This is a genomic window from Flavobacterium sp. (assembly GCF_049590715.1).
GTDB lineage: Bacteria > Bacteroidota > Bacteroidia > Flavobacteriales > Flavobacteriaceae > Flavobacterium.
Genome location: NZ_JBAWDL010000067.1, coordinates 1 through 22,386, shown reverse-complemented (window position 1 = coordinate 22,386; position 22,386 = coordinate 1). Strand labels below are relative to the sequence as shown.

Genomic DNA, 22,386 nt, shown 5'->3' with positions numbered 1-22,386 from the left:
AAAAAAACGATGATACAATATAAAATAAAACCTAAAGCATTATCCATAACAATTATGGTTTGCTCACTCCTATTTCTGTCTAGTTGTAATGAGAGTGAATACTTAAACGTAGATAACCCAAACTCTGTAACTGAAGCTACATTTTGGAAAACACCATTACAATTTAATTCGGCTTTAAATGCTACTTATGGTGCGATGCAATTTTCAGCAATAAGTGGAAGTGGATTATCGGAAGAAGAAGTGAGAGCAGATATAGCAGATACCTATACTTTTTTTAGACCATTAATTTATAGACAATTAACTTATACTGACAATAGTCCACAAGTAGTAAACAAATGGACACAGTTGTATATTGGTATTTTTAGAGCAAATCAAATAATTAATAAAATTGAAGAGGCAGATGCTACTGCTTTTGCTCCAAAACAAAAAGAAACAATAATTGCTCAAGCAAGATGTTTGAGAGCTTTTTTCTATTTTCAACTAGTACACACTTATGGAAAAGCTATTATTAGAACAGAAGCGACTGCTACTGGTTTGAATAAAGGATTGAGTAGTATTGCTGAAGTAAATGCAGCTATCATAATTCCAGATTTAGTATATGCAAAAGATAACTTACCTCCAACATGGGTAGATAGCAAAGACAAAGGAAGATTAACTTGGGGGACTGCAACATCATTGTTAGGAAAAGTATATTTATATGATAAAAAATGGACTGAAGCAGCTAATGAATTCAAATTAGTTATTGATTCTCAAATTTATTCTTTGACACCAAATGTTTTAGACAACTTTACTGATCAAAATGAATTCAATTCAGAGTCAATTTTAGAAGTAGCTTATAGTGCTACTGCTAATCCTGGTGCTTCAGGTGCTAATACGGATGACACCCCTTTTGCAGCTGGTGCAGAAGCTAATGATGTTGCATCACAATACGCTTCTATTGGTGGATTTGGAGGGTTTAATACTGTTATTTCAAATTATTATTTACATGAGTTATTCTTAAGTGACGAGATTGATCCAGCTAATGCAATCAACACAACCAATGCACAATCAAGACGTCTTACGGCTTCAATTTGTCCTAAGGATTTTGAAGGTAAATATTTTGGGGTAGATAATACAAACCAACAAGTTCACGCTTATAGAGGGTTAGGATTAACTGCGTTAGTTAAGAAATATACCAATTGGTATCAAGCTACTTCAGAATATCCTTTGAATCGTAGTGGTATTAATTTTAGACACATTCGTTTAGCAGATGTTTATTTGATGTATGCAGAAGCTCTTGTAAGTTCTCCTAGTGGTGATGTTAATGAGGCTATCAAGTATATTGATTTGGTTAGAGAAAGAGCAGGGGTTAAAACATTAAAGCAGTATTTGACTGCGAATGGAAATACTTTTCCTCAACTCAATATAAGCAAACAAGTTCATGGTACTCAACCAATGGTTGCTCCCACTAAAGCGAATATATTAACACATATTCAAATGGTAGAAAGACCTTTAGAGCTTTGTTTTGAAGGACACCGTTGGAAAGATTTAGTTCGTTGGGGTAAAGTAAAAGAGGCATTACAAACAGTCGCAGATGATTTGAATTGGAGAAGCGCAAATTTAATTGATGTTTTGGACAAAGCGCCACTTAATATTAGTGGTTCAGTTAATTTATTAGAATTAACAGCAAATCAAAATTATAAATCAGCAGTTCACGATTATTTTCCACTACCTGCAACTGAATTACAAACTAATACTGGATTGTAAATAATTAAATATAATTAAAGACATGAAAACAAATTATAAAATAATAATAGCAGTTTGTATTGCTGTATTTGGTTTACATTCGTGTAATGATATCTACGATAATATAAACAAAAGTGAGGCTAATAGCAGAATCATTGCTACCTCCCAAATGAATTTTTCTAATACCATTAGAATTGGTACAAGCATAACATTAGGAGATATTTCTTCAGGTGTTGAATCTAGATTATGGACGCTTCCTGAAGGAGTTGCTGATATCGTTGGTTCTGACAATGATGTAACAGCTACTACAGAAAATGTTAAAGCTATTTTCAATGTAGCAGGTGCTCATGATGTTAAATTACATCAAGTGTTTAAAGGTGATGCATATACTGTAAAAGAATCGACACCTAAAGGAAGGGAATTAGATACAACAATTGTGGTAACTGTACTTCCAGAAATTAAAACAGTTCTTAAAGCCTATAAATTAAATACTGATGGAACTCTTGGAGCAGCCTTAAATTTAAGCAATGAGGCTAAAAATGAAATTCCTGCAGGAAGTACTATTCGCTACGTTGTAGAATCAGCTATTGGTGCTCCTGAAAATTATACTTGGACTGCTGATGGTGGAACTACTGTTGCTTTATCTACGGATAAAATGACATATGATGTAAAGTATAAAAAATTGGGAAATTTTGGTTTTAAATTAAATGCTAGTGGTGTACGTCCTTTTGGTGAAGAGATTACAGAATTTACTAATCTTATCAAAATTATTCCTTCGACTAATCCTGTTACTTTAGATGGTGTTGAAGCTAGAGGAAATTCAATTTATTTAAATTTTAGTAGAGATATTGATGAAACGACTTTAGTTGCCACTAATTTTAGTGTTACAATTACAAATGGAGGCGTAACAACACCTAGTATTGCCTCAGCTACAATTGACTCTAAAGAAGGTAATTTAGTTGTTTTGAAATTGGGTATTAACTCTTTTTATTCTAATGATGTAATTACAGCTTCGTATACTAAAGGAGCATTATTGACTTCTGATTTAGTACCAGTAGATTCATTTACCAATAAACCTGCAACACTTATAGAAATAAATGCCTTAGCTGCTACAGCTTTTGATTATAGTTTTGAAAAAAGTGCTACAGCAGATTGGAAATATTTAGGTTGGGGTGCTCCATATGACAAGTACACATTTGAAATTAGCACTGCAAAAGCTAGAACTGGTATTAAAAGTGGATTAATTACAATGAAAGCTAATGGCGCAATGGTTATGGGATACAAACCTGCCAATACTGATAATGCAAAATTTGCTTTCGGTGCTAAAACATATATATTAGGAGCTTGGATATATGTGACAACTTCTACAAATGTTGCGTCTGGAGATCTTCCAGAATTCCGTTTTTATGTTAATCCACCATTTGCCGAGGTTATTGTAATACCAGCTTTTGATGCTAGTATCCCATTAAATAAATGGGTGTATGTTAAAAAACAGTTCACTATGAATGGACCAAGTTCTTCTGAATTAGTTATGAGAGGAACAAATACAAATAACAGTAATGACTTTAAGTTTTATATTGATGATTTAACAATTATTGAAGCTAACAATAAACCATAAAAAGATTGTTTATTTTGAGTTAGTTTGAAAGGCGGTTACTTCGTAAAAGAAGTAGCCGCTTTTTTTTTAGGTACGAATGGAAGATGCTCGAATATTCAATTGACCATTAAGGATTATCGTTTTGGGTTTGAAACTCTTTTGACTTTCAATTTGTTCAATCAAAATTTTGGCTGCTTCTATGCCAATTTCATGTGCAGGTTGAGCTACTGATGTCAACGGTGGTTCAATTATAGTAGCCATAGTGGTATACAAAACCGGATATTGCTTCTGCCGGATGGTATTGGACAGGTAGACCACCAGGATTATTTATAGAAGAATTTATAAGTGTAGCGGATGGAAAATTAAAAATTGAAGCTAATAAATTACCTACTACCAAAATAATAAATGGCAAAAGTTATGATTATACAGGAGGTATTGTAAGATCCATAAATCAATGCAAAGTGGGGTATTATTATGAAAGTAAAATAAAAGCCAATAAGACTTTTATGTCTTCTACTTTTTGGATGATGACCGAAGAGAATGCTTGTCCTAAAAGATTGGAATTGGATATTCAAGAATGTGTTGGAGAACTGACTCCAGGTGCTGATACTTGGGTAGTAAGTGGTAAATGGGATCAAATATTCCATTCGAATGCTTTTCATAGAACAAGTTGTGTTAACACTGTAGAAACAAGAAAGCAAGGATCAGTCCTTACAGATGTAAAAAACTGGAGTGAATATATGGTTTATGGTTTTTGGTGGAAATCAGAAACAGAACTTTTGTTTTACTTAAATGGAAAATTAGTTTACAAAATCACTGATCCAACTACAACATTTGATATTCCTATGTATTACAATTTGGCTGTTGAAACCTATGATTGGAATCCGCCACATGCTGATGGAAAAGGGATGGAGAAATTTACAAAGGAAGAACGTTCAACACAGTATGAGTGGATTAGAACTTGGAAATTAGATGATAATTAAAATAGAGGTTTAATAGCGTGAAAACTGTTAAGAACTAAGAGATAGGATGTTGTCCAAAAAAAAGTTTATTGAAATTCGTTTCAATAAACTTTTTTTATATAAATGAAATCCTGAAATTCACTAGTATTTTCTTCGAATAGCACTTTCGTAGGCTTCATTTATTTTTTTCCAATTCAGTACATTATAAAAAGACTCAATATAGTTTTTTCTACGGTATTGATATCCTAGATAATAAGCGTGTTCCCATAAATCCAAGCCTATAATTGGAGTTCCTTTGACAAGGGAATTACGCATTAATGGATTGTCTTGATTCTGTGTACTAGTTATTTGTAATTTTCCGCCTTTTTGAACTACAAGCCATACCCATGCAGAACCAAATTGTTTGGTAGCTTCAGCAGAAAAAGCTACTTTGAAATTTTCATAGGAACCAAAATCTCTATTAATAACAGAGGCAATAGTATCTGTAGGAACTCCACCAGCATCTGGAGCCATTGATTTCCAGTAAATAGAGTGATTGTAATAACCACCTGCATTGTTTCTTAATTCGGTATTATTAACGTCTAATTGCGAAATAACTTCTTCAATGGATAAGTTTTCTAAACCTGTACCAATAACTGCCTTATTGAAATTATTAGTATAGGTCAAATAATGTTTAGAGTAATGTGTTTCTAAAGTAAATGGAGAAACTGTAGGAGCCAAAGCATCATAAGGATATATCAGTTTATCCATTAAAAAAGAACCAGGTTCAGCATTAACATCTTCAGGCATTCCGATAGTGATTTTTTCTTGTGCAGTTGGTAAAGGCACTTCGACTACTTCAGTATATTTTTTTTTATTACAAGAAATTAAAAAAAGAACAGAGAGTGTACTTACTATAAAAAAATTATTCGTTTTCATTGGAATTCGTATTTTTTAAAAGTGAGTTGATGATTTCAACATATCTTTCTTTGGCTTCAGAAGCTGAAATATGGCTAATTTGCATCCATGCATTTGTCTTAAAAGCATCTCTTAAATGAAAAGTAGCATTTACATGTTTTGTTTCTAATGATCCGAAAGTGGCTTGTTTATAATAGGCATAAAGACGTAATTGCACATCTTGGGGTAAAGACGCTTGAGTCATTTCGGAAGCTTGTGATAAGGCTTCTTGGAATTGAATTTCTAAATCTTTTTTACTCATTATTTTTTAGTAGCGATAATTGTTTTTCCTCCAACAGCTTTTTGGTTTAAAACTACGTTGATAGGAGTTCCGATAGGTAAAAATAAATCCACTCTTGAACCAAATTTAATAAAACCAGCATCCGTTCCTTGAACTACTTGCATTCCTTCTTGTGCATAGTTTACAATTCGTCGAGCCAATGCACCTGCGATTTGACGGTATAAGATAGAACCAAAAGTGTGGTTTTCTATCACTACTGTTGTTCGTTCATTTTCTTCACTTGCTTTTGGATGCCAAGCAACTAGGAATTTTCCCGGATGGTATTTACTAAATTTGATTAATCCGCTCATCGCGTAACGCGTAACGTGTACATTTACAGGAGACATAAATATAGAGACTTGTAAACGCTTGTCTTTAAAATATTCACTTTCATACACTTCTTCAATAACGACAACTTTCCCATCTACGGGAGCCAAAATTTGGTTTTCATCAAGTACAGCCAATCTTTTTGGGTTCCTGAAAAATTGTAAAATAATAATCAAAATCAAAAAAGCACTAATTTGAATCGCTTTTTTCACCCACTCAATATCTACAAATTGATCAGATATTAATAATACTACAGCGGTAAACATGATACCTAATAAAATGGTCTTGGTTCCTTCTTTATGAAACATAATTTAAAATTTGATAAAATAAAAATACTATTGGCGCTACAAATATAACACTATCTAATCGATCTAATACACCTCCGTGTCCAGGCATTATTTTTCCGCTGTCTTTTACGGCTGCGATACGTTTGAATTTTGATTCTATTAAATCCCCAATAGTGCCAAAAACACCCACTATTAAGGCGATAACAATCCAAATATAAAGATTAACTTCAGCAATTTGAATATAATATTTAGCAATAATGTAACTAGCTATAACTGCAAAAAAAACTCCTCCAAGAAAACCTTCGATGGTTTTTTTAGGAGATATCCGTTCAAATAACTTGGTTTTACCGATGGATTTCCCAACGATATAAGCAAAAGAGTCATTCGTCCAAATCAAAATAAAAATACTAATTAAAATTTTTGGATTATAACCTGCTTTCCCAAAAGGAATCTTTGTCATAATAATAAAAGGAAGAATAATATAACCTAATAAATATATATACTTCGAAAACGAATCTATTTTTGTGGTTTTGTTATCAAAAAGAAAATGAATACATTTTATAGAAACCATTAGTGTAGTAACTAGAACGGCAAGATCAAAATCCTTATTGAATTTTAAAAACAAAAAAACACCTTGAGTAGCTATAGAAATTTGATAAAAAAAAGCATAGCTCAATGATGCTATTATAAAAGGTACTATTTTATTTATTTTTACTAACGAACAAAACTCGACTGTTGCCACTAGTAGAAAAGCACCAAAAAGCACAAAAAAACTTTCGGTTGAATATAAGATACAGGCTATTAGTAGAATTACATAGACAGCACCTGATAAAGATCTCTTGAGGGTTTCATTCATTTTAAAGATCTTCTAAAAGCAATAAATAAAGGTTCTTAGCAGAACTTCCGTATTGAGTAAAATCTTCTTCTTTTGCCTTTTCAAAATATTTTATAGCAGTAATATTGGTAGGGTAGTCTCTTTCATACTTCTTTTTGATAGCGCTTAGTCCATCAGTTTTTAAAGCAAGAATCTGACTTGTTTTTGCATAAACAATAATATTGACTGGTAATTCGTTTGGCTTGTGTTGTTTGATTTGTTTTGATGAAAATAAAACGGAGCCTTCGTCGGCAATTAGGTTTTCACAACCAGAAAATAAAAATTTAGGTTTTGTTACTTTGATATAACAAAGTTTGTTTTCTTCTAATAAACCATAAAGAGTTGGCTCGTAGCATATCACTTCACTTTCAAACCAATCATTTTCTTCAAGGATGTTTTCAAATTGTTCCTTAACTTCTTCCTTGCTTTCACAGTATAAAAATTTACCTCCATTTTTCTTGAAATTAAAAATAAATTGTTCGTCAATAGACAAGTTGTTTTCAGGAAAAGAAATGTTGTCTTTGTCATTATCTTCTTCTGAAGCTGCACTAATAGAACCAAAAAATTTGCTGAAAATGCTCATATTGTGATAAGGGACTTTATTTGTTAAGTGAAAAACGTTCAAAGATAAAAAAATCTTAATTCAAAAGTCATTTTTTGAATTAAGATTTTTAAATTAATTATATTTGATACTCTTGTTAAGAGACTACTTCACCAAGATTTTTGTCAAAAGACCTCTTTCCGAAAATTGTTTCTAAATCATCTTTGAAAATAACTTCCTTCTCAATTAAAATATCAGCAAGCTGATTTAACTTGTCTTTGTTTTCTTCTAAGATTTTAATAGCTCTTTGGTATTGACTTTCAATTAATAACGATATTTCATTATCGATGATTTTTGCTGTCTCATCAGAATATGGTTTTGAAAAGCTATATTCACTTTGACCTGTTGAATCGTAATATGTTACATTTCCAATTTTATCATTTAAGCCATAGATTGTTACCATAGCTCGAGCTTGCTTAGTTACTTTTTCTAAATCACTTAATGCACCAGTCGAAATTCGGTTAAAAGTGATTTTTTCAGCTGCTCTACCTCCCATAGTAGCACACATTTCGTCTAGCATTTGATCCGTACGTACAATTTGGCGTTCTTCAGGTAAGTACCAAGCGGCACCTAAACTTTGTCCTCTAGGTACAATAGTTACTTTGATTAATGGAGCTGCATGTTCTAGCATCCAACTTATTGTGGCGTGTCCTGCTTCATGTATTGCAATTGCTTTCTTTTCCTCAGGAGTTACAATTTTGTTTTTCTTTTCTAAACCACCTACGATTCTATCTACTGCATCTAAGAAATCTTGTTTGTCGACAGCCGTTTTATTGTAACGAGCGGCGATTAACGCTGCTTCATTGCATACGTTAGCTATATCAGCACCAGAAAAACCGGGAGTTTGTTTGGCTAAAAAGTCTAAATCGAGACCTTCTACTTTCTTTAAAGGAGCTAAGTGTACTTTGAAAATTTCAGCACGCTCACGAATATCTGGTAAATCAACAAAAATTTGTCTGTCAAAACGTCCAGCACGCATTAAGGCTTTGTCAAGTACATCGGCTCTATTGGTTGCTGCTAATACAATAACATTGGTATTACTGCCAAAACCATCCATCTCTGTTAATAATTGATTCAACGTGTTTTCACGTTCGTCATTACCACCTGACATATTGTTTTTTCCTCTAGCTCTACCTACAGCATCTATTTCATCGATAAAGATGATAGATGGAGATTTTTCTTTTGCTTGTTTGAATAAATCACGTACTCTTGAAGCACCTACTCCTACAAACATTTCAACAAAATCAGAACCTGATAATGAGAAAAATGGTACTTGTGCTTCGCCAGCAACCGCTTTAGCTAATAATGTTTTTCCTGTTCCAGGTGACCCTACAAGTAAGGCTCCCTTTGGGATTTTACCACCTAAGTCGGTGTATTTACTAGGATTTTTTAGGAATTCTACAATTTCCTGTATTTCTTCTTTTGCTCCTTCTAGTCCAGCTACATCTTTAAATGTGGTTTTAACATCAGTCTTTTCGTCAAAAAGTTTCGCTTTTGATTTTCCAATGTTAAAGATTTGTCCACCGCCACCGCCACTGCCACCAGACATTTTACGCATGATAAATAACCATACTCCAATAATGATGATTATAGGTAGTAAACTAATTAAAATATCTGACCAATTACTTTTCGCTAAAAAATTAAAATCTTTTAGTTTTCCTTCTGCAACTGCTTTTTCTAACTTAGTTTGAAAAAGTTGATCATTTCCTATTTCAAAAGTATATTGAGGACCTTTAGTATTTGGTCTGTCAAAAATATCTTTGGATACTTTTTTGTGTTCAGCTAACTTTAAAGCATCTTGTTTTAAAAACACTTCAGCTTCAGTTTTATTATAAACAATCACTTTTTCAATTTGTCCTTTTTCTAAAAAGACATTGAATTTAGATGAGGTTAATTGCGCAGGTTCCTGCATATTTGAACCACCTGTAACGAAGCTAATAAATAAGAAGATAAGCAGTATGGCTGTATAAACTAACCAAGGACTTATTTTAAATTTATTTGGAGTTGGATTATTATTTTTTGCCATTCTATTTTTGGTTGTCTTTTAGTATTTATTTTCTATAGTGGTGATTTTAGCATCTCCCCATAAACTTTCAATATTATAATATTCTCTAATGTGTTTTTGAAAGACATGTACAACAATGTTAACGTAATCCATCAATACCCATTCAGCATTATCAGTTCCTTCAACATGCCAAGGCTTGTCTTTTAATTCTTTTGAAACTGTTTTTTGGATGGAGTTTACAATGGCATTAACCTGTGTGTTTGAGTTTCCGTTACAAATAACAAAATAATCACAAACGGAAGTGTCTATTTCTCTTAAGTCAAGAATGTCAATATCATTACCTTTTACTTCTTCTATTCCCTTAATGATGTTAGCTAAAAGATCATCATTGTTTATTTTTTTTTTCGTCATGAACTATTTTGTGTGTATAAGTTTGCAAAGTTATCATTTTTTGTCGTTATTTTTGAACCTTAACATAATATTAAATTCAAGTTCCCAAATAATTGTAATGAAACTTATCAAACTCAGTGCCATAGATTCTACTAACGACTTCCTCAAAGAGTTGTCATCTCAACAAGAGATTGATAATTTTACTGTTGTTACTGCCGAAATTCAAACAAAAGGCAAAGGTCAAATGGGAGCTATTTGGGTTACGGAAGAGGGTAAGAATCTAATAATGAGTCTCTTTGTTAAGGATTTTTTGTTAGGTGTAGAAGGGATTTTTAATCTCAATGTTGCTGTCGCGGTTTCAATTATTCAATCATTGCAAAATTTCAATATTCCTGATTTGAGTATCAAATGGCCAAACGACATTATGTCATATCATTTTAAAATAGGTGGCATTTTAGTTGAAAATAGTATAAAAAGTGATGGCAGTGTCAATTCAGTAATTGGTTTAGGACTAAATGTAAATCAGATGAACTTTGATAATTTACCCAAAGCTTCTTCATTGGCATTAATTTGTAAATCAGAATTTGATAGAGAAAATATATTATCTGAAGTAATTAAAAAAATTCAAGAAAATCTCCATTTGATGGAAGAGAATATTGATACGCTATGGTTGTCTTATACTAATCTACTTTTTAAAAAAGGAGTTCCTATGGCTTTTAAGAATTCTGTGTCTAATGAGAATTTTATGGGAATTATTCAAGGAGTTTCTTCTTGTGGGAAATTACAGGTTTTATTAGAGGATCATTCTGTTGGCGAATTTGGAATTAAAGAAATTCAAATGTTCTATTAGTGATATTCTAATAAAAAAAAATCCCTTTTAGTAATTTTAAACTAAAAAGGATTTTTTGTATATTAGGATAAGATTTTGATGTTTTATAGCTTACCCATGTTACTAGCCAATGTTTCTATAAATTTACTAATTGGACCTTTAACCATCATCGCCATCATAGCGTTAAATTGTCCTTCAAAGTCTAATTTTACTGTAGATGAGGATTCTGTAATACTTTCAATGTTAGCGATTAATGTGAAAGGAAGTTTATCTGAACCAGCACCAAGTATAATTTTATTAGGAACTGTTTTTTCTCTCATTTTAAGTTGAATTTCAGGCATGCCTTTTAATCCAAAAATAAAAGAATCATCACCAATAACTTCAAATTTAGCAATGTTATCAGGCATTAACTTTTCAAAGTTTTTTACATCAGTCAAAGAATCAAATAATTCTTGAGCTGATTTTTCTACAGTTACTTTAGGGCTTTCTAAATTCATTCTTGTTTATTTTTCAATAGTTGCTACATTCCAAGTTGAAGGCGTGACACTCCATTCTCTTAAAGTGGCTTCTTCTTTTTCAGTAATATAATTTTTTGCAACGGCAAGGTTTAACAAGTTTTGGTAGTTGCTTAAAGTGTATAAGTCAAGTTTTGCATTTTTAAAGTTTTGTTCTGCTACATCAAAACCATAGGTAAAGATAGCGGCCATTCCTTTAATGTTAGCTCCCGCAGCACGTAAAGCTTCAACTGCCATTAGGCTAGAGTTTCCTGTGCTAATCAAATCCTCTACAACAACAACATTTTGTCCTTTTTGCAAAAAACCTTCTACTTGGTTCTGACGACCGTGTTTTTTTGGTTCTGGACGTACATATACAAATGGAAGTCCCATAGTTTCAGCCACAAGGATTCCTATTCCTATTGCTCCAGTAGCAACTCCAGCAATGACATCTGGCTTACCAAATTGTTTTTCTATATTTTTTGAAAATTCATCTCTCACATAGTTTCTTATGGCTGGAAAAGATAGAATTAATCGGTTGTCACAATAAATAGGTGACTTCCATCCAGAAGCCCATGTAAAAGGATTTCCTGGATTCAATTTAATTGCATTTATTTGTAAAAGCAATTCGGCTGTTTTTTCGGCTGTATCTTTATTAAAAATCATAGTACAAATGTATAAAGTTTTTGTGAACGACAAACCACTTTTTTTGACAAATAAAATTTCAAAAGAAACCGATTTTCAATTATTTCTATTAGAAAGTATTGATATCAAGCAACTTATTGTGAAAATTTTTCAAAATAAAATTCAAAAAGCCTATCTCTATCATCCTGATGAACGAGAAATTTTAAAGACTTTAAAGACAAAAATCCCTGTAAACAAAGCAGGTGGAGGCTTAGTGTATAACAAAAAAGGAGAAGTTCTTTTTATTTTTAGGAACGGAAAATGGGATTTACCCAAGGGAGGAACTGAAAAAGGAGAAGAAATTGAACAAACCGCTATGCGTGAAGTAGAAGAAGAGACTGGCGTTAATCAATTAAGGGTGATAAATAAGCTTCAAAAGACTTATCATGTATTTAAACGTAACGGAATTTATAAGCTTAAGATTACACATTGGTTTGAAATGCAGTCTGATTTTGAGGGAACTCCTCAAGGACAATTAGAAGAAGGGATCGAAAAAGTAGCTTGGTTTAGTCCTGAAGAAATCCCAAATGTATTAAGAAATTCCTACGAAAACATTAAATTACTGTTTGAAGAAAATAAAGATTTAAAAATAAACTGATTTTATTTTACTAATTTTTATAAAAAATAAAAGACTAATTATCTTACGGTAATTAGTCTTTTTTATGCTGTAAATTAATGTTTATGTGAGATTTATCACTATAAATATTTTTTCCTTTCTGTTGATTACTTTTTTTTTGATATTTACAAATAGTTTTTATCTATTGATAAGGTTTTTTCGATAATAATAATTTTGTAAATTAGCTAACAACATTTATTAAATAAAAACTACATATATAATGGAAAACAATAACAATAATAATAATACGGGTTATAATGCAGATATTGAAAGTAAATGTCCTTTTTCTGGAGGTGGTGACGTCAAAAAAACAGAAGGTTCAGGAAGACGAAATAATGATTGGTGGCCTAATCAGTTAAAATTAAATATTCTTCGTCAACATTCTTCTTTGTCAAATCCTATGGGAACTGCTTTCAATTATGCCGAGGAATTTAAAAGTATTGACTTTGAAGGTTTAAAGAAAGATATTTTTGATTTAATGACTGATTCTCAGGATTGGTGGCCAGCTGATTATGGCCATTATGGTCCTTTTTTTGTTAGAATGGCTTGGCACAGTGCTGGTACTTATCGTATTGCAGATGGTCGTGGTGGGGCAAGTTCAGGGAGTCAGCGTTTTGCACCATTAAACAGTTGGCCAGATAATGTGAATTTAGATAAAGCACGTTTGTTGCTTTGGCCTATAAAAAAGAAATACGGAAAGAAAATATCATGGGCTGATTTAATGGTTCTTACAGGAAATTGTGCTCTTGAATCTATGGGGTTAAAAACGTTTGGTTTTGCTGCAGGCCGTGAAGATATTTGGGAGCCTGAAGAAGATGTGTATTGGGGTGCCGAAAAGGAATGGTTAGCAGATAAACGGTATTCAGGAAATCGTGAGTTAGAAACTCCTCTTGCAGCAGTTCAAATGGGACTTATTTATGTAAATCCCGAAGGACCTAACGGAAATCCTGATCCACTTGCCTCAGCACGAGATATTAGAGAAACTTTTAAACGTATGGCGATGGATGATGAAGAAACGGTGGCACTTATTGCTGGCGGTCATACTTTTGGTAAAACACATGGAGCCGCTGACCCTGTACAGTATGTAGGTAGCGAACCAGCAGCAGGAGGTATAGAGGCTCAGGGATTGGGATGGAAAAACACCTTTAATAGTGGGAATGGTGAACATACCATAAGTAGCGGACTTGAAGGAGCTTGGACAACCACACCTACAAAATGGAGTAATAATTATTTCGAAAATCTTTTTGGTTTTGAATGGGAGTTAACAAAGAGTCCTGCAGGTGCTCATCAATGGAAACCTAAAAATGGAGCTGGTGTAGGGACTGTGCCAGATGCTCATAATTCTTCAGTAAAACATGCGCCTTTCATGCTTACCTCTGACTTAGCTTTGAGAGAAGACCCTATATATGCGCTAATATCAAGGCGTTTTTTTGAAAATCCTGATGTTTTTGCTGATGCATTTTCCCGTGCTTGGTTCAAATTGACACATCGTGATATGGGTCCTATAGATCGTTATTTAGGCCCCGAAGTTCCAAAAGAAGAATTGATATGGCAAGATCCTATTCCAAAACCTAGTTATGATCTTATTGATTCTCATGATATTGCAGTTTTAAAGGATAAGATACTAGAATCAGGATTATCAGTATCTCAATTAGTTTCTACGGCTTGGGCTTCGGCAACTACTTTTCGCGCTTCGGATAAGCGTGGTGGAGCCAATGGTGCTAGAGTCGCTCTAGTTCCACAAAAACATTGGGAAGTAAATAATCCAGAGGAATTAGCTAAAGTTATCGGGACGCTAGATAGAATCAAAGTATTATTCAATAATAATCAAACAACGGGTAAACAAGTGTCGCTTGCTGATTTGATTGTATTAGGAGGATGTGCAGGAGTGGAGAAAGCAGCAAAAAACGCTGGATTTGCAATTACTGTTCCTTTTACACCAGGAAGGAGGGATGCTAATCAAGAGCAAACAGATGTCGAATCATTTGAAGTCTTAGAACCCATAGCAGATGGTTTTAGAAATTATATAAAATCAAATTACACACTATCTCCTGAAGAATTGTTAGTTGATAAAGCACAGTTGATGACATTGACCTCACCTGAGATGACTGTTTTAATAGGAGGAATGCGTGTTCTAAATACAAACTTTAACCAATCTAAACATGGTGTGTTTACAAATCGACCAGAAGTGCTTACAAATGATTTTTTTGTAAATTTAATTGATATGAGTATCACATGGAAAGAAAGCTTAGAATCACAAACTTTTTTTGAAGGACGTGATCGCATTACTGGTGATTTAAAGTGGACGGGTACTCGAGTAGATCTTATTTTTGGTTCAAATTCTGAACTTAGAGCTTTGGCAGAAGTTTATGCTTGTGAAGATGCCAAAGAAATGTTTGTTAACGATTTTGTAAAAACGTGGAGCAAGGTGATGAACCTAGATCGTTTTGACTTGGTTTAGACTAAAATAGAAATAAAAAAGGGAAGACGATTTGATGCCAAATTGCCTTCCCTTTTTATGTTTTAAACTAGTTTACAGACTTTTTTTATAAATACTGTAAATTGTATTGATAGTTTTTTCATCTATTACGCTGTCTACTTCATTTTGAATATAATGAAGTTTAAAAGCGGTAATGGTAGCTTTCAAATTATTGGTATCGTATCCTATAATACGTAAAGCCTGTACAATATTAAAGTCAGATGGAGCGGGTTCTAGTGTGTCGTCAGGCCATAATCCAAATCCGTTTTCAGACAAAGTTTTCCATGGAAATAATGCACTAGGGTCTTTTTTTCGAGACGGAGCAATGTCAGCGTGTCCTATAATATTTTCTTTAGGGATGTTGAATTCTTTTTGAAGCTTGCTTAATAAAGCCATTAAACTGGTAATTTGAGCTTCAGAAAAAGGTTCTGAACCATTATTGTCTAATTCGATACCTATAGAATTAGAATTCATATCTTTGATTTTCCCCCAAGATCCTGTACCTGCATGCCATGCTCTTAAATAATCATTAAGCATTTGGATTACACGACCATCATCCCCTATGATGTAATGAGCACTAACTTGTGTTCGCGTAAGTGTAAACGTTCTAATGGTTTGTTCTATTGAATCTTGAGCAGTGTGATGCAGAATGATAAAATTAGGCTTTCTTAAGTTAAAATTTACCGTACCAATCCATTCTGTTTCTCTTCCATTTTGTAGTGTTTTGTTTCCTGTTTTTGTAATTGTATCACTAAAACGGTACAAAACATTCGAATAAGAGGTGTCAATGCTGATAACTGTTTTAGATACAACAGGTAAAGTTTTGGACTCATGTTCCGAAATTTTATCTTTTAAGACCTTTAATTTTTCTATATATTCTTTTTCGGTAGCTTTGTGTGGATTACTACCGCATGAAGCAATAAGGAGTAATATAAATAAGGAATATATTGCGTTTTTCATTTTTCAAACTTGGATATTGAGTAAATTATTTCTCCTTTCTAGTTTTTCTAGATTTCTTAGAACCTTTTCCCTGTTGGTTTTCTATCCACTCTTTATATATTACTTTTTGGTCAGGATTCAAATACTCATTTATTTTTCGAGTAGTTGTTTCAGATAGCGCTTGAATCTCTTTAGATTTTTGTTCTTGTCCTACTTTCTCATCCTTAATAATGATCCCTTGGTCTCTGATAGTTTCTTTCATGACATTGCTTATAGCAATTTCTTGTAAAGCATCTAGTTTAAGTTCTGGTTTCATTTTTTTCATTATTTCAGCAACCGTTTCTTCAACTGGAATTTCTTTTGGCTTTTCTGGTTCATTATTTCTTAAATCTGAATCCAGTCGTTGTCTTCCATAACCTCCTCCTCCGTAACCATTTCCATAGTTGCTACCATAACCATTTCCATATTGAGCGGAAACAGTTGTAATTGTAACTAAGAATAGCATAATAAAAACTTTAGATTTTATATTTTTCATAAATTTCGTTTTATAAGAATTTAAAAATAATGTCTTTAATTTATGCAGGTTCTCCGTAAAGATCAAATTCAGTAGCTTCGGTTATTTTAATCATAGCAAAATCACCTGTTTTTAAATAATGTAGTGAAGCGTCAATCAATACTTCGTTATCTACGTCTGGACTGTCAAATTCAGTACGCCCTACAAAATGCTGTCCTTCTTTACGATCAATAATACATTTGAAAACTTGACCTATTTTTTCTTGATTCAAATCCCAAGAAATTTGCGATTGCAATTCCATGATTTCATTAGCACGAGCTTGTTTTACATCGTCTGGAACATCATCTTCTAGTAAGTAGGCGTGGGTATTTTCTTCATGGGAATAAGCAAAACATCCCATACGATCAAATTTCATTTCTTGAACAAAGTCTTTCAAAATTTCAAAATCTTCCTGAGTTTCTCCAGGGTATCCTACTATAAGTGTCGTACGGATTGCCATTCCAGGAACTGCAGCTCTAAAATCTTTCAATAATTGAGTTGTTTTAGCTTGAGTTGTTCCACGACGCATTGATTTCAAAATAGAATCAGAGATATGTTGCAACGGAATATCAATGTAGTTACAAATCTTAGGTTCACGCTTCATTAGTTCTAAAACATCCATAGGGAAACCAGTTGGGAAAGCATAATGCAAACGAATCCATTCAATACCTTCAACAGCTGCTAAAGCTTCAAGAAGTTCGGCTAAATTTCGTTTTTTATAAATGTCAAGACCATAATATGTTAAGTCTTGTGCGATCAAAATCAATTCTTTAACCCCATCACTAGCCAAACCTTGTGCCTCTTTAACTAATTTTTCAATTGGTTGAGAAACATGTTTTCCTCTCATAATCGGAATAGCACAAAAACTACACGGTCTATCACAGCCTTCGGCAATTTTCAAATACGCATAATTTTTAGGTGTCGTAGTCAAACGTTCTCCTAATAATTCATGCTTATAATCAGCTCCTAAAGCTTTTAGTAATTGTGGTAACTCAGTAGTCCCAAAAAACTGGTCTACATTAGGAATCTCTTTTTCTAAATCAGGTCTGTAACGTTCAGACAAGCATCCAGTCACAAAAACTTTGTCAACCAGTCCTTTTTCTTTCTTGTCGGCATATTCTAAAATCATGTTAACTGACTCAGCTTTAGCATTGTCAATAAATCCGCAAGTGTTGATTACAATGATGTTTCCTTCCCTCTCAGCAGGTGCTTCATGTTCTACTTCCTTGCCATTAGCACGAAGTTGTCCCATTAAGACTTCACTATCATAGATATTCTTTGAACACCCAAGGGTGATTACGTTGATTTTATTCTTTTTTAAAGACTTGGTTCTCATAGTTTTGTAAATTGGAGTGCAAAATTACGTTTTTTTATCCAATCCCCATTAGTTTAAGTAGGTTTTAGAATGTTTTTTAGGAGCTATTTCCTGCTGTTCGCTATATCTCTTATGTCCGCTATCGCTACCACAAGAGGATGCCGCTGCCATCAGGGCTAAAAAAAATCCGTTCCAAATTCATGAAACGGATTCAATATAATCTTTTGTTGTTATAATTCGAATAATAAAGTCAATGAAACAGAGTTGGTTTTAGTGTTTAATTGAGCTCCATCAGTAAAACCTTGGGTAAAAAATCCTTGTTGTGAGTTTCTTCTTGCGGTTGCATAAGATAAATCTAATTTAGTTGAACCAAAATTATAACCAATACCTGCCGAATATCCATTTAAATCTCCCATTATGGTAGTGTTCTCATATGGACTTTGTTCAAAACGATATCCTGCTCTTAGGCTTAATGCTTTGATTTTGTATTCACCACCCAGTCTATATTCGTAACTATTATTGAGTTCGTTTGAAATCTCATTATTGATAGTTTTGTTGCGACTATCTCTTTCTTTAGAGTAACTGGTAGAGCTGTAATCCTTATTACTAATGTCAAAACTTAGTAAACCTTTTTTGCCAAAAACATAAGCTATACTTCCAGTTAGTTTGCCTGAAGTTCTTAATTGGTAGGTATCGTAAACAACGAATTGATTTGAATCAATATCAGTATCCGAAAAATTTGGATTTGGAGGGGATCCAAAGCCAAAACCAGATGAAACTAGATTTTGTCTAATTTCATCATTCAAGTTGTACCAAGTAGGGGATTCATAAGCTAAACCTAGGCGTAATTCTTTTGTAGCTTTAATGATAGTTCCTAGTTGAAAAGAAAAGCCAGAGCCATAGGTATAGATTTCATTTTCAAATGAAGTGCTTACTAAGTCTATAGCGTTGCTGTTCGGGTTATCATTGTCTTCGTAAAAAAGGGTATTTTGTCTAAAATCAGTAAAGTGGGTATTTATGTTCAATCCAACATAGATTTTGTCTTCATAAGCCGCTGATGCATTAAAGGATAATTTTCCATTGTATCCTGTTGATGTAATTGTGTTTTCGTGGTAGTAATTTCCGCCACTAGGTACATTAGAAGTATACATGGTGTTGTTGTCATCATTACTGTCAACTGCATTTATAAGGTAGCCTTCGTATCCTAAAAAAGCTTGTTGGTCAATATAGTTCAGTTGGTAGTAATTGTTATCTAAAATTACTCCTAGAGGAATACCTGCTTGGTTTTTACTTGGATTTGCATTAGCAAAACTTAAAAAATAATCGCCAACAGAATTTGTAGGGTTTGTTCCAGAAGCTGCTATTGAATTGTTGAAGTTGTTAGTGTTGTCGTAATTAATACCTAATGCAAATTTATTCCAACCCGTGTTTGGGTCCATATTATTAAAAACAAAAACAGCACCTGCTTGGTTTAAGCTTAGATTGTTGGTGTTCTTAGTATTTTTACTTCCAAAATAATCAGCATCATTTTTGGTGTTGAAATTACTTAAAGTAATTCCCATTTCGTTGTTTGCAAAAACAGACGAACCAGCTGGGTTTACACTTAAAGAGGATAAATCGCCTCCTAAGGCTCCAAAAGCACCACTCATCGCTCTGAAACGAGCTGTTCCATTGAGGTTGTCTTGTGAATAACGAACTGCATCTCTAACGTCTTGTGCCTGCAAGCCATTAAAAGAGAATCCTACAACAAGTATGATTAAGTATTTTTTCATGATTTCTTGTAATATTAGTTATAATTTAAAAGCAATGAAGTTTTACCTTCCTCTTCTACCACTGCTAGAGCTTCCACTACTTGAACCTCCATAGCTTCTACCACTTGAAGAGCTAGAACTTGAGCTAGGTCTTGAATAGGTGTCATTATTGGAGCTAGGTGTGTAAGAGCGAGTTGGTGTACTCTCTCTGCTAGTGCTAGGGGTGTAGGTACGAGTTGGTGTACTGCTTTCTCTTCTAGTATTGTTAGAAGAAGAATCATAAGAGCGTGAAGTTGTATTGCTGCTACTGTTTCTTGAAAACACTGGTGCAGCAGTCGGACTGCTGTAGCTACGTCGGCTGGTAGTGTTACTTTGTGAGCTTCTTGCTGATGTACCACTATTATAGTTTCTGGAATTGATAGAGTAATTCCCTCGACTGGTATTACTAGTGGAACGTACTCGGTTGTAGGAGTTATTAAAGTAATTGTTATTGTATGAGTTATATCCATACGAGTTCCATCCGTATCCGTAATATGGATTATTCCATCCTGCTCCATAGTAAGGGGAGTTCCATCCGTAATATCCATAAGAATAAGGTGCTCCCCATCCGTAGTTAGAGTAGCCCCATCCTGAATAACCCCAGTAAGAGTATGGATATCCATATCCGTAGTTTATTCCCCAGTTGTTGTTTGGGTAGATGTTGATGTTGGTTCTTGCATAGTTGTTTCCCCAATCAGCATAATGATTATCTGGGTTTTGGTTTTCGTCATAATGGTTGTAATTTTCTACATCAGTGAAAATTTCATTTGATTGAGATTCATTTTGCAACGATTTAAAATAGCCTGTGTAGGCGTTATTTTGGTTTGATCTTTGGGTCGTTTGAGTACGTTGTACACTTGATCCACCATAGATACCATCATTATCATAATAGGAACTATTTTGATAAGAACCACAAGATGATAGTAAGATACTACTAAAGCTAAATAGTATATAAAGGGAAGCTTTTTTGAGTGGAAAAATATAAGTTTTCATATCTGTATGGTTTTTTATTGTTGCACAATACAAAAATAGTTAGTTTTGCGGAACTATTTAGTTAAAATAATAAAACAAAATTTGTGCCAAACTATTCAATATGAGTAAGAACCTTACCACACGATCAGAAGATTATTCAAAATGGTATAACGAGCTGGTTGTAAAAGCCGATTTAGCAGAAAATTCAGGAGTTAGAGGCTGTATGGTTATTAAACCTTACGGTTATGCGATTTGGGAAAAAATGCAAGCAGAGTTAGATCGTATGTTTAAAGAAACAGGACATCAAAATGCTTATTTTCCTTTATTTGTACCGAAAAGTATGTTTGAAGCCGAGGAGAAAAATGCAGAAGGATTTGCAAAAGAATGTGCTGTTGTTACGCATTATAGATTGAAAAATGATCCAGATAGACCTGGGAAATTGATGGTTGATCCAAATGCAAAATTAGAAGAAGAGCTTATTGTTCGTCCTACTAGCGAAGCTATTATTTGGTCAACCTATAAAGGATGGGTGCAATCGTATAGAGATTTACCGTTATTAATCAATCAATGGGCTAATGTGGTTCGATGGGAAATGCGTACGCGTTTGTTCCTAAGAACGGCAGAATTTTTATGGCAAGAAGGACACACTGCTCATGCTACACGTGTAGAAGCTATTGAGGAATCAGAAAAGATGATGAATGTGTATGCTGATTTCGCTCAAAATTTCATGGCAATTCCGGTAGTTAAAGGATTAAAAACTGAAACCGAGCGTTTTGCTGGTGCCGAAGAGACCTATTGTATTGAAGCATTGATGCAAGATGGGAAAGCATTGCAAGCAGGTACTTCGCATTTCTTAGGACAAAATTTTGCAGAGGCATTTGATGTGAAGTTTGCAAACGCCGAAGGAAAACAGGAATACGTGTGGGGAACTTCATGGGGAGTGTCAACACGTTTGATGGGGGCGCTAGTAATGACGCATTCTGATGATCAAGGATTGGTGTTGCCTCCAAATTTAGCTCCAATACAAGTTGTTATTGTACCTATATATAAGACGGATGAACAATTGGCTGCTATTAGAGCAACTGCAACCGAATTGATGACTAATTTTAAAAAACTAGGGATCTCAGTTAAGTTTGATGATAGAACGACTCAAAAACCAGGATTTAAATTTGCTGAATGGGAATTAAAAGGGGTTCCTGTACGAATCGCTATAGGTCCAAAAGATTTAGAAAATGGAACTTTTGAGGTAGCTAGACGCGATACGCTTACAAAAGAGGTGAAATCTAGCGAAAAAATTGAAATTTATATAAATGATCTTTTAGGGCAGATTCAGAAAGATTTATTTGATAAGGCATTAGAGTACAGAAATACGCATATTACTGAAGTGAATGATTTTGAAGAATTTAAGTCTGTTTTGAATATAAAAGGAGGTTTTGTTTCGGCTCATTGGGATGGAACTGCAGCTACTGAAGAAAGAATAAAAGATTTGACAAAAGCGACCATTAGATGCATTCCTTTGGATAGCAAAGAGGAGTTGGGAACCTGTGTGTTTACTGGTGAAACGTCTAATAGGAGAGTTCTTTTTGCGAAAGCATATTAATTTTTTTAATTTTTTTTACTTGTGCTATTGTACGTTTGAAAAATAGGTGTATCTTTGCAACCGCAATAGAGAAGCAAGGCCCGTTCGTCTATCGGTTAGGACGCATGGTTTTCATCCATGTAAGAGCGGTT

At 33.6% G+C, this 22,386-nt stretch carries 22 protein-coding genes; 7 read left to right on the top strand and 15 right to left on the bottom strand.

Features of this window, described 5'->3' with window-relative positions; translation table 11 throughout:
* Window positions 1-9 precede the first annotated feature (9 nt).
* Both WBQ70_RS03410 and WBQ70_RS03405 read left to right on the top strand, forming a co-directional pair.
* The gene (locus tag WBQ70_RS03410; protein WP_423910579.1) at window positions 10-1,746 is read left to right on the top strand and encodes a RagB/SusD family nutrient uptake outer membrane protein; all 1,737 of its coding nucleotides are present in this window, start codon (window positions 10-12) and stop codon (window positions 1,744-1,746) included.
* A 22-nt stretch (window positions 1,747-1,768) separates the two neighbouring features.
* Window positions 1,769-3,343: a hypothetical protein gene (locus tag WBQ70_RS03405; RefSeq protein ID WP_423910576.1), complete on the top strand. Its 1,575-nt coding sequence runs from the start codon at window positions 1,769-1,771 to the stop codon at window positions 3,341-3,343.
* A gap of 66 nt (window positions 3,344-3,409) precedes the next feature.
* Here the strand turns inward: WBQ70_RS03405 and WBQ70_RS03400 are convergent, their stop codons facing one another.
* Window positions 3,410-3,640, bottom strand: coding sequence for a substrate-binding domain-containing protein (locus WBQ70_RS03400; protein WP_423910574.1), 231 nt, complete (start codon window positions 3,638-3,640; stop codon window positions 3,410-3,412).
* A 143-nt stretch (window positions 3,641-3,783) separates the two neighbouring features.
* Here WBQ70_RS03400 and WBQ70_RS03395 point away from each other — a divergent pair, with 143 nt between their 5' ends.
* Window positions 3,784-4,305, top strand: a complete 522-nt coding sequence (locus WBQ70_RS03395; protein ID WP_423910571.1) for a hypothetical protein — start codon at window positions 3,784-3,786, stop codon at window positions 4,303-4,305.
* A 120-nt stretch (window positions 4,306-4,425) separates the two neighbouring features.
* On the opposite strand, the gene WBQ70_RS03390 is transcribed toward WBQ70_RS03395, so the two are convergent.
* The 7 genes from WBQ70_RS03390 to rsfS all read right to left on the bottom strand — a co-directional run bounded on the left by WBQ70_RS03390 (window position 4,426) and on the right by rsfS (window position 10,005).
* Window positions 4,426-5,202 (bottom strand): superoxide dismutase, encoded by a 777-nt coding sequence (locus tag WBQ70_RS03390; protein WP_423910569.1) that lies wholly within the window; start codon window positions 5,200-5,202, stop codon window positions 4,426-4,428.
* Window positions 5,189-5,482 (bottom strand): acyl-CoA-binding protein, encoded by a 294-nt coding sequence (locus WBQ70_RS03385; RefSeq protein ID WP_423910566.1) that lies wholly within the window; start codon window positions 5,480-5,482, stop codon window positions 5,189-5,191. Before WBQ70_RS03385 ends, WBQ70_RS03390 begins: the two co-directional genes overlap by 14 nt.
* Window positions 5,482-6,135 (bottom strand): phosphatidylserine decarboxylase family protein, encoded by a 654-nt coding sequence (locus WBQ70_RS03380; RefSeq protein WP_423910563.1) that lies wholly within the window; start codon window positions 6,133-6,135, stop codon window positions 5,482-5,484. The genes WBQ70_RS03385 and WBQ70_RS03380 overlap by 1 nt, the downstream gene beginning before the upstream one ends.
* Entirely contained in the window at window positions 6,125-6,970 is an 846-nt protein-coding gene (locus tag WBQ70_RS03375) for a phosphatidate cytidylyltransferase (protein ID WP_423910560.1), read from the bottom strand. The genes WBQ70_RS03380 and WBQ70_RS03375 overlap by 11 nt, the downstream gene beginning before the upstream one ends.
* 1 nt (window position 6,971) lies before the next feature.
* Entirely contained in the window at window positions 6,972-7,571 is a 600-nt protein-coding gene (locus tag WBQ70_RS03370; RefSeq protein WP_423910557.1) for a lactate utilization protein B/C, read from the bottom strand.
* 115 nt (window positions 7,572-7,686) lie between these two features.
* Window positions 7,687-9,615: an ATP-dependent zinc metalloprotease FtsH gene (ftsH, locus tag WBQ70_RS03365; RefSeq protein WP_423910555.1), complete on the bottom strand. Its 1,929-nt coding sequence runs from the start codon at window positions 9,613-9,615 to the stop codon at window positions 7,687-7,689.
* Between the two features lie 18 nt (window positions 9,616-9,633).
* Window positions 9,634-10,005 carry a ribosome silencing factor gene (rsfS, locus tag WBQ70_RS03360; protein WP_423910552.1) on the bottom strand — a complete coding sequence of 124 codons (372 nt, stop codon included), beginning with the start codon at window positions 10,003-10,005 and terminating at the stop codon, window positions 9,634-9,636.
* Window positions 10,006-10,102: 97 nt separating this feature from the next.
* Between rsfS and WBQ70_RS03355 the strand changes: the two genes are divergently transcribed.
* Window positions 10,103-10,834, top strand: a complete 732-nt coding sequence (locus WBQ70_RS03355) for a biotin--[acetyl-CoA-carboxylase] ligase (RefSeq protein WP_423910550.1) — start codon at window positions 10,103-10,105, stop codon at window positions 10,832-10,834.
* Between the two features lie 83 nt (window positions 10,835-10,917).
* Here WBQ70_RS03355 and WBQ70_RS03350 read toward each other — a convergent pair whose 3' ends face one another.
* Window positions 10,918-11,310 (bottom strand): SRPBCC family protein, encoded by a 393-nt coding sequence (locus WBQ70_RS03350; RefSeq protein ID WP_423910547.1) that lies wholly within the window; start codon window positions 11,308-11,310, stop codon window positions 10,918-10,920.
* A gap of 6 nt (window positions 11,311-11,316) precedes the next feature.
* Window positions 11,317-11,973: an orotate phosphoribosyltransferase gene (pyrE, locus tag WBQ70_RS03345; protein ID WP_423910544.1), complete on the bottom strand. Its 657-nt coding sequence runs from the start codon at window positions 11,971-11,973 to the stop codon at window positions 11,317-11,319.
* 7 nt (window positions 11,974-11,980) lie between these two features.
* Between pyrE and WBQ70_RS03340 the strand changes: the two genes are divergently transcribed.
* Both WBQ70_RS03340 and katG read left to right on the top strand, forming a co-directional pair.
* A complete protein-coding gene (locus WBQ70_RS03340) occupies window positions 11,981-12,589 on the top strand; it encodes an NUDIX hydrolase (protein WP_423910541.1) in 609 nt (202 codons plus the stop codon).
* Between the two features lie 238 nt (window positions 12,590-12,827).
* The gene (gene katG, locus WBQ70_RS03335; RefSeq protein ID WP_423910538.1) at window positions 12,828-15,068 is read left to right on the top strand and encodes a catalase/peroxidase HPI; all 2,241 of its coding nucleotides are present in this window, start codon (window positions 12,828-12,830) and stop codon (window positions 15,066-15,068) included.
* A 72-nt stretch (window positions 15,069-15,140) separates the two neighbouring features.
* Here katG and WBQ70_RS03330 read toward each other — a convergent pair whose 3' ends face one another.
* From WBQ70_RS03330 to WBQ70_RS03310, 5 genes are all read right to left on the bottom strand, one after another.
* Entirely contained in the window at window positions 15,141-16,046 is a 906-nt protein-coding gene (locus tag WBQ70_RS03330; RefSeq protein ID WP_423910536.1) for an N-acetylmuramoyl-L-alanine amidase, read from the bottom strand.
* 25 nt (window positions 16,047-16,071) lie between these two features.
* The gene (locus tag WBQ70_RS03325; protein ID WP_423910533.1) at window positions 16,072-16,560 is read right to left on the bottom strand and encodes a hypothetical protein; all 489 of its coding nucleotides are present in this window, start codon (window positions 16,558-16,560) and stop codon (window positions 16,072-16,074) included.
* A gap of 40 nt (window positions 16,561-16,600) precedes the next feature.
* The gene (gene rimO, locus WBQ70_RS03320) at window positions 16,601-17,914 is read right to left on the bottom strand and encodes a 30S ribosomal protein S12 methylthiotransferase RimO (RefSeq protein WP_423910531.1); all 1,314 of its coding nucleotides are present in this window, start codon (window positions 17,912-17,914) and stop codon (window positions 16,601-16,603) included.
* A 209-nt stretch (window positions 17,915-18,123) separates the two neighbouring features.
* On the bottom strand, window positions 18,124-19,665 hold the full coding sequence (locus WBQ70_RS03315; RefSeq protein WP_423910528.1) for an OmpP1/FadL family transporter: 1,542 nt from the start codon (window positions 19,663-19,665) through the stop codon (window positions 18,124-18,126).
* A 42-nt stretch (window positions 19,666-19,707) separates the two neighbouring features.
* Window positions 19,708-20,676 (bottom strand): hypothetical protein, encoded by a 969-nt coding sequence (locus WBQ70_RS03310; protein WP_423910525.1) that lies wholly within the window; start codon window positions 20,674-20,676, stop codon window positions 19,708-19,710.
* 100 nt (window positions 20,677-20,776) lie between these two features.
* On the opposite strand from WBQ70_RS03310, the gene proS reads away from it, so the two are divergent.
* The gene (proS, locus tag WBQ70_RS03305) at window positions 20,777-22,255 is read left to right on the top strand and encodes a proline--tRNA ligase (RefSeq protein ID WP_423910522.1); all 1,479 of its coding nucleotides are present in this window, start codon (window positions 20,777-20,779) and stop codon (window positions 22,253-22,255) included.
* The last annotated feature ends 131 nt before the right edge of the window (window positions 22,256-22,386 follow it).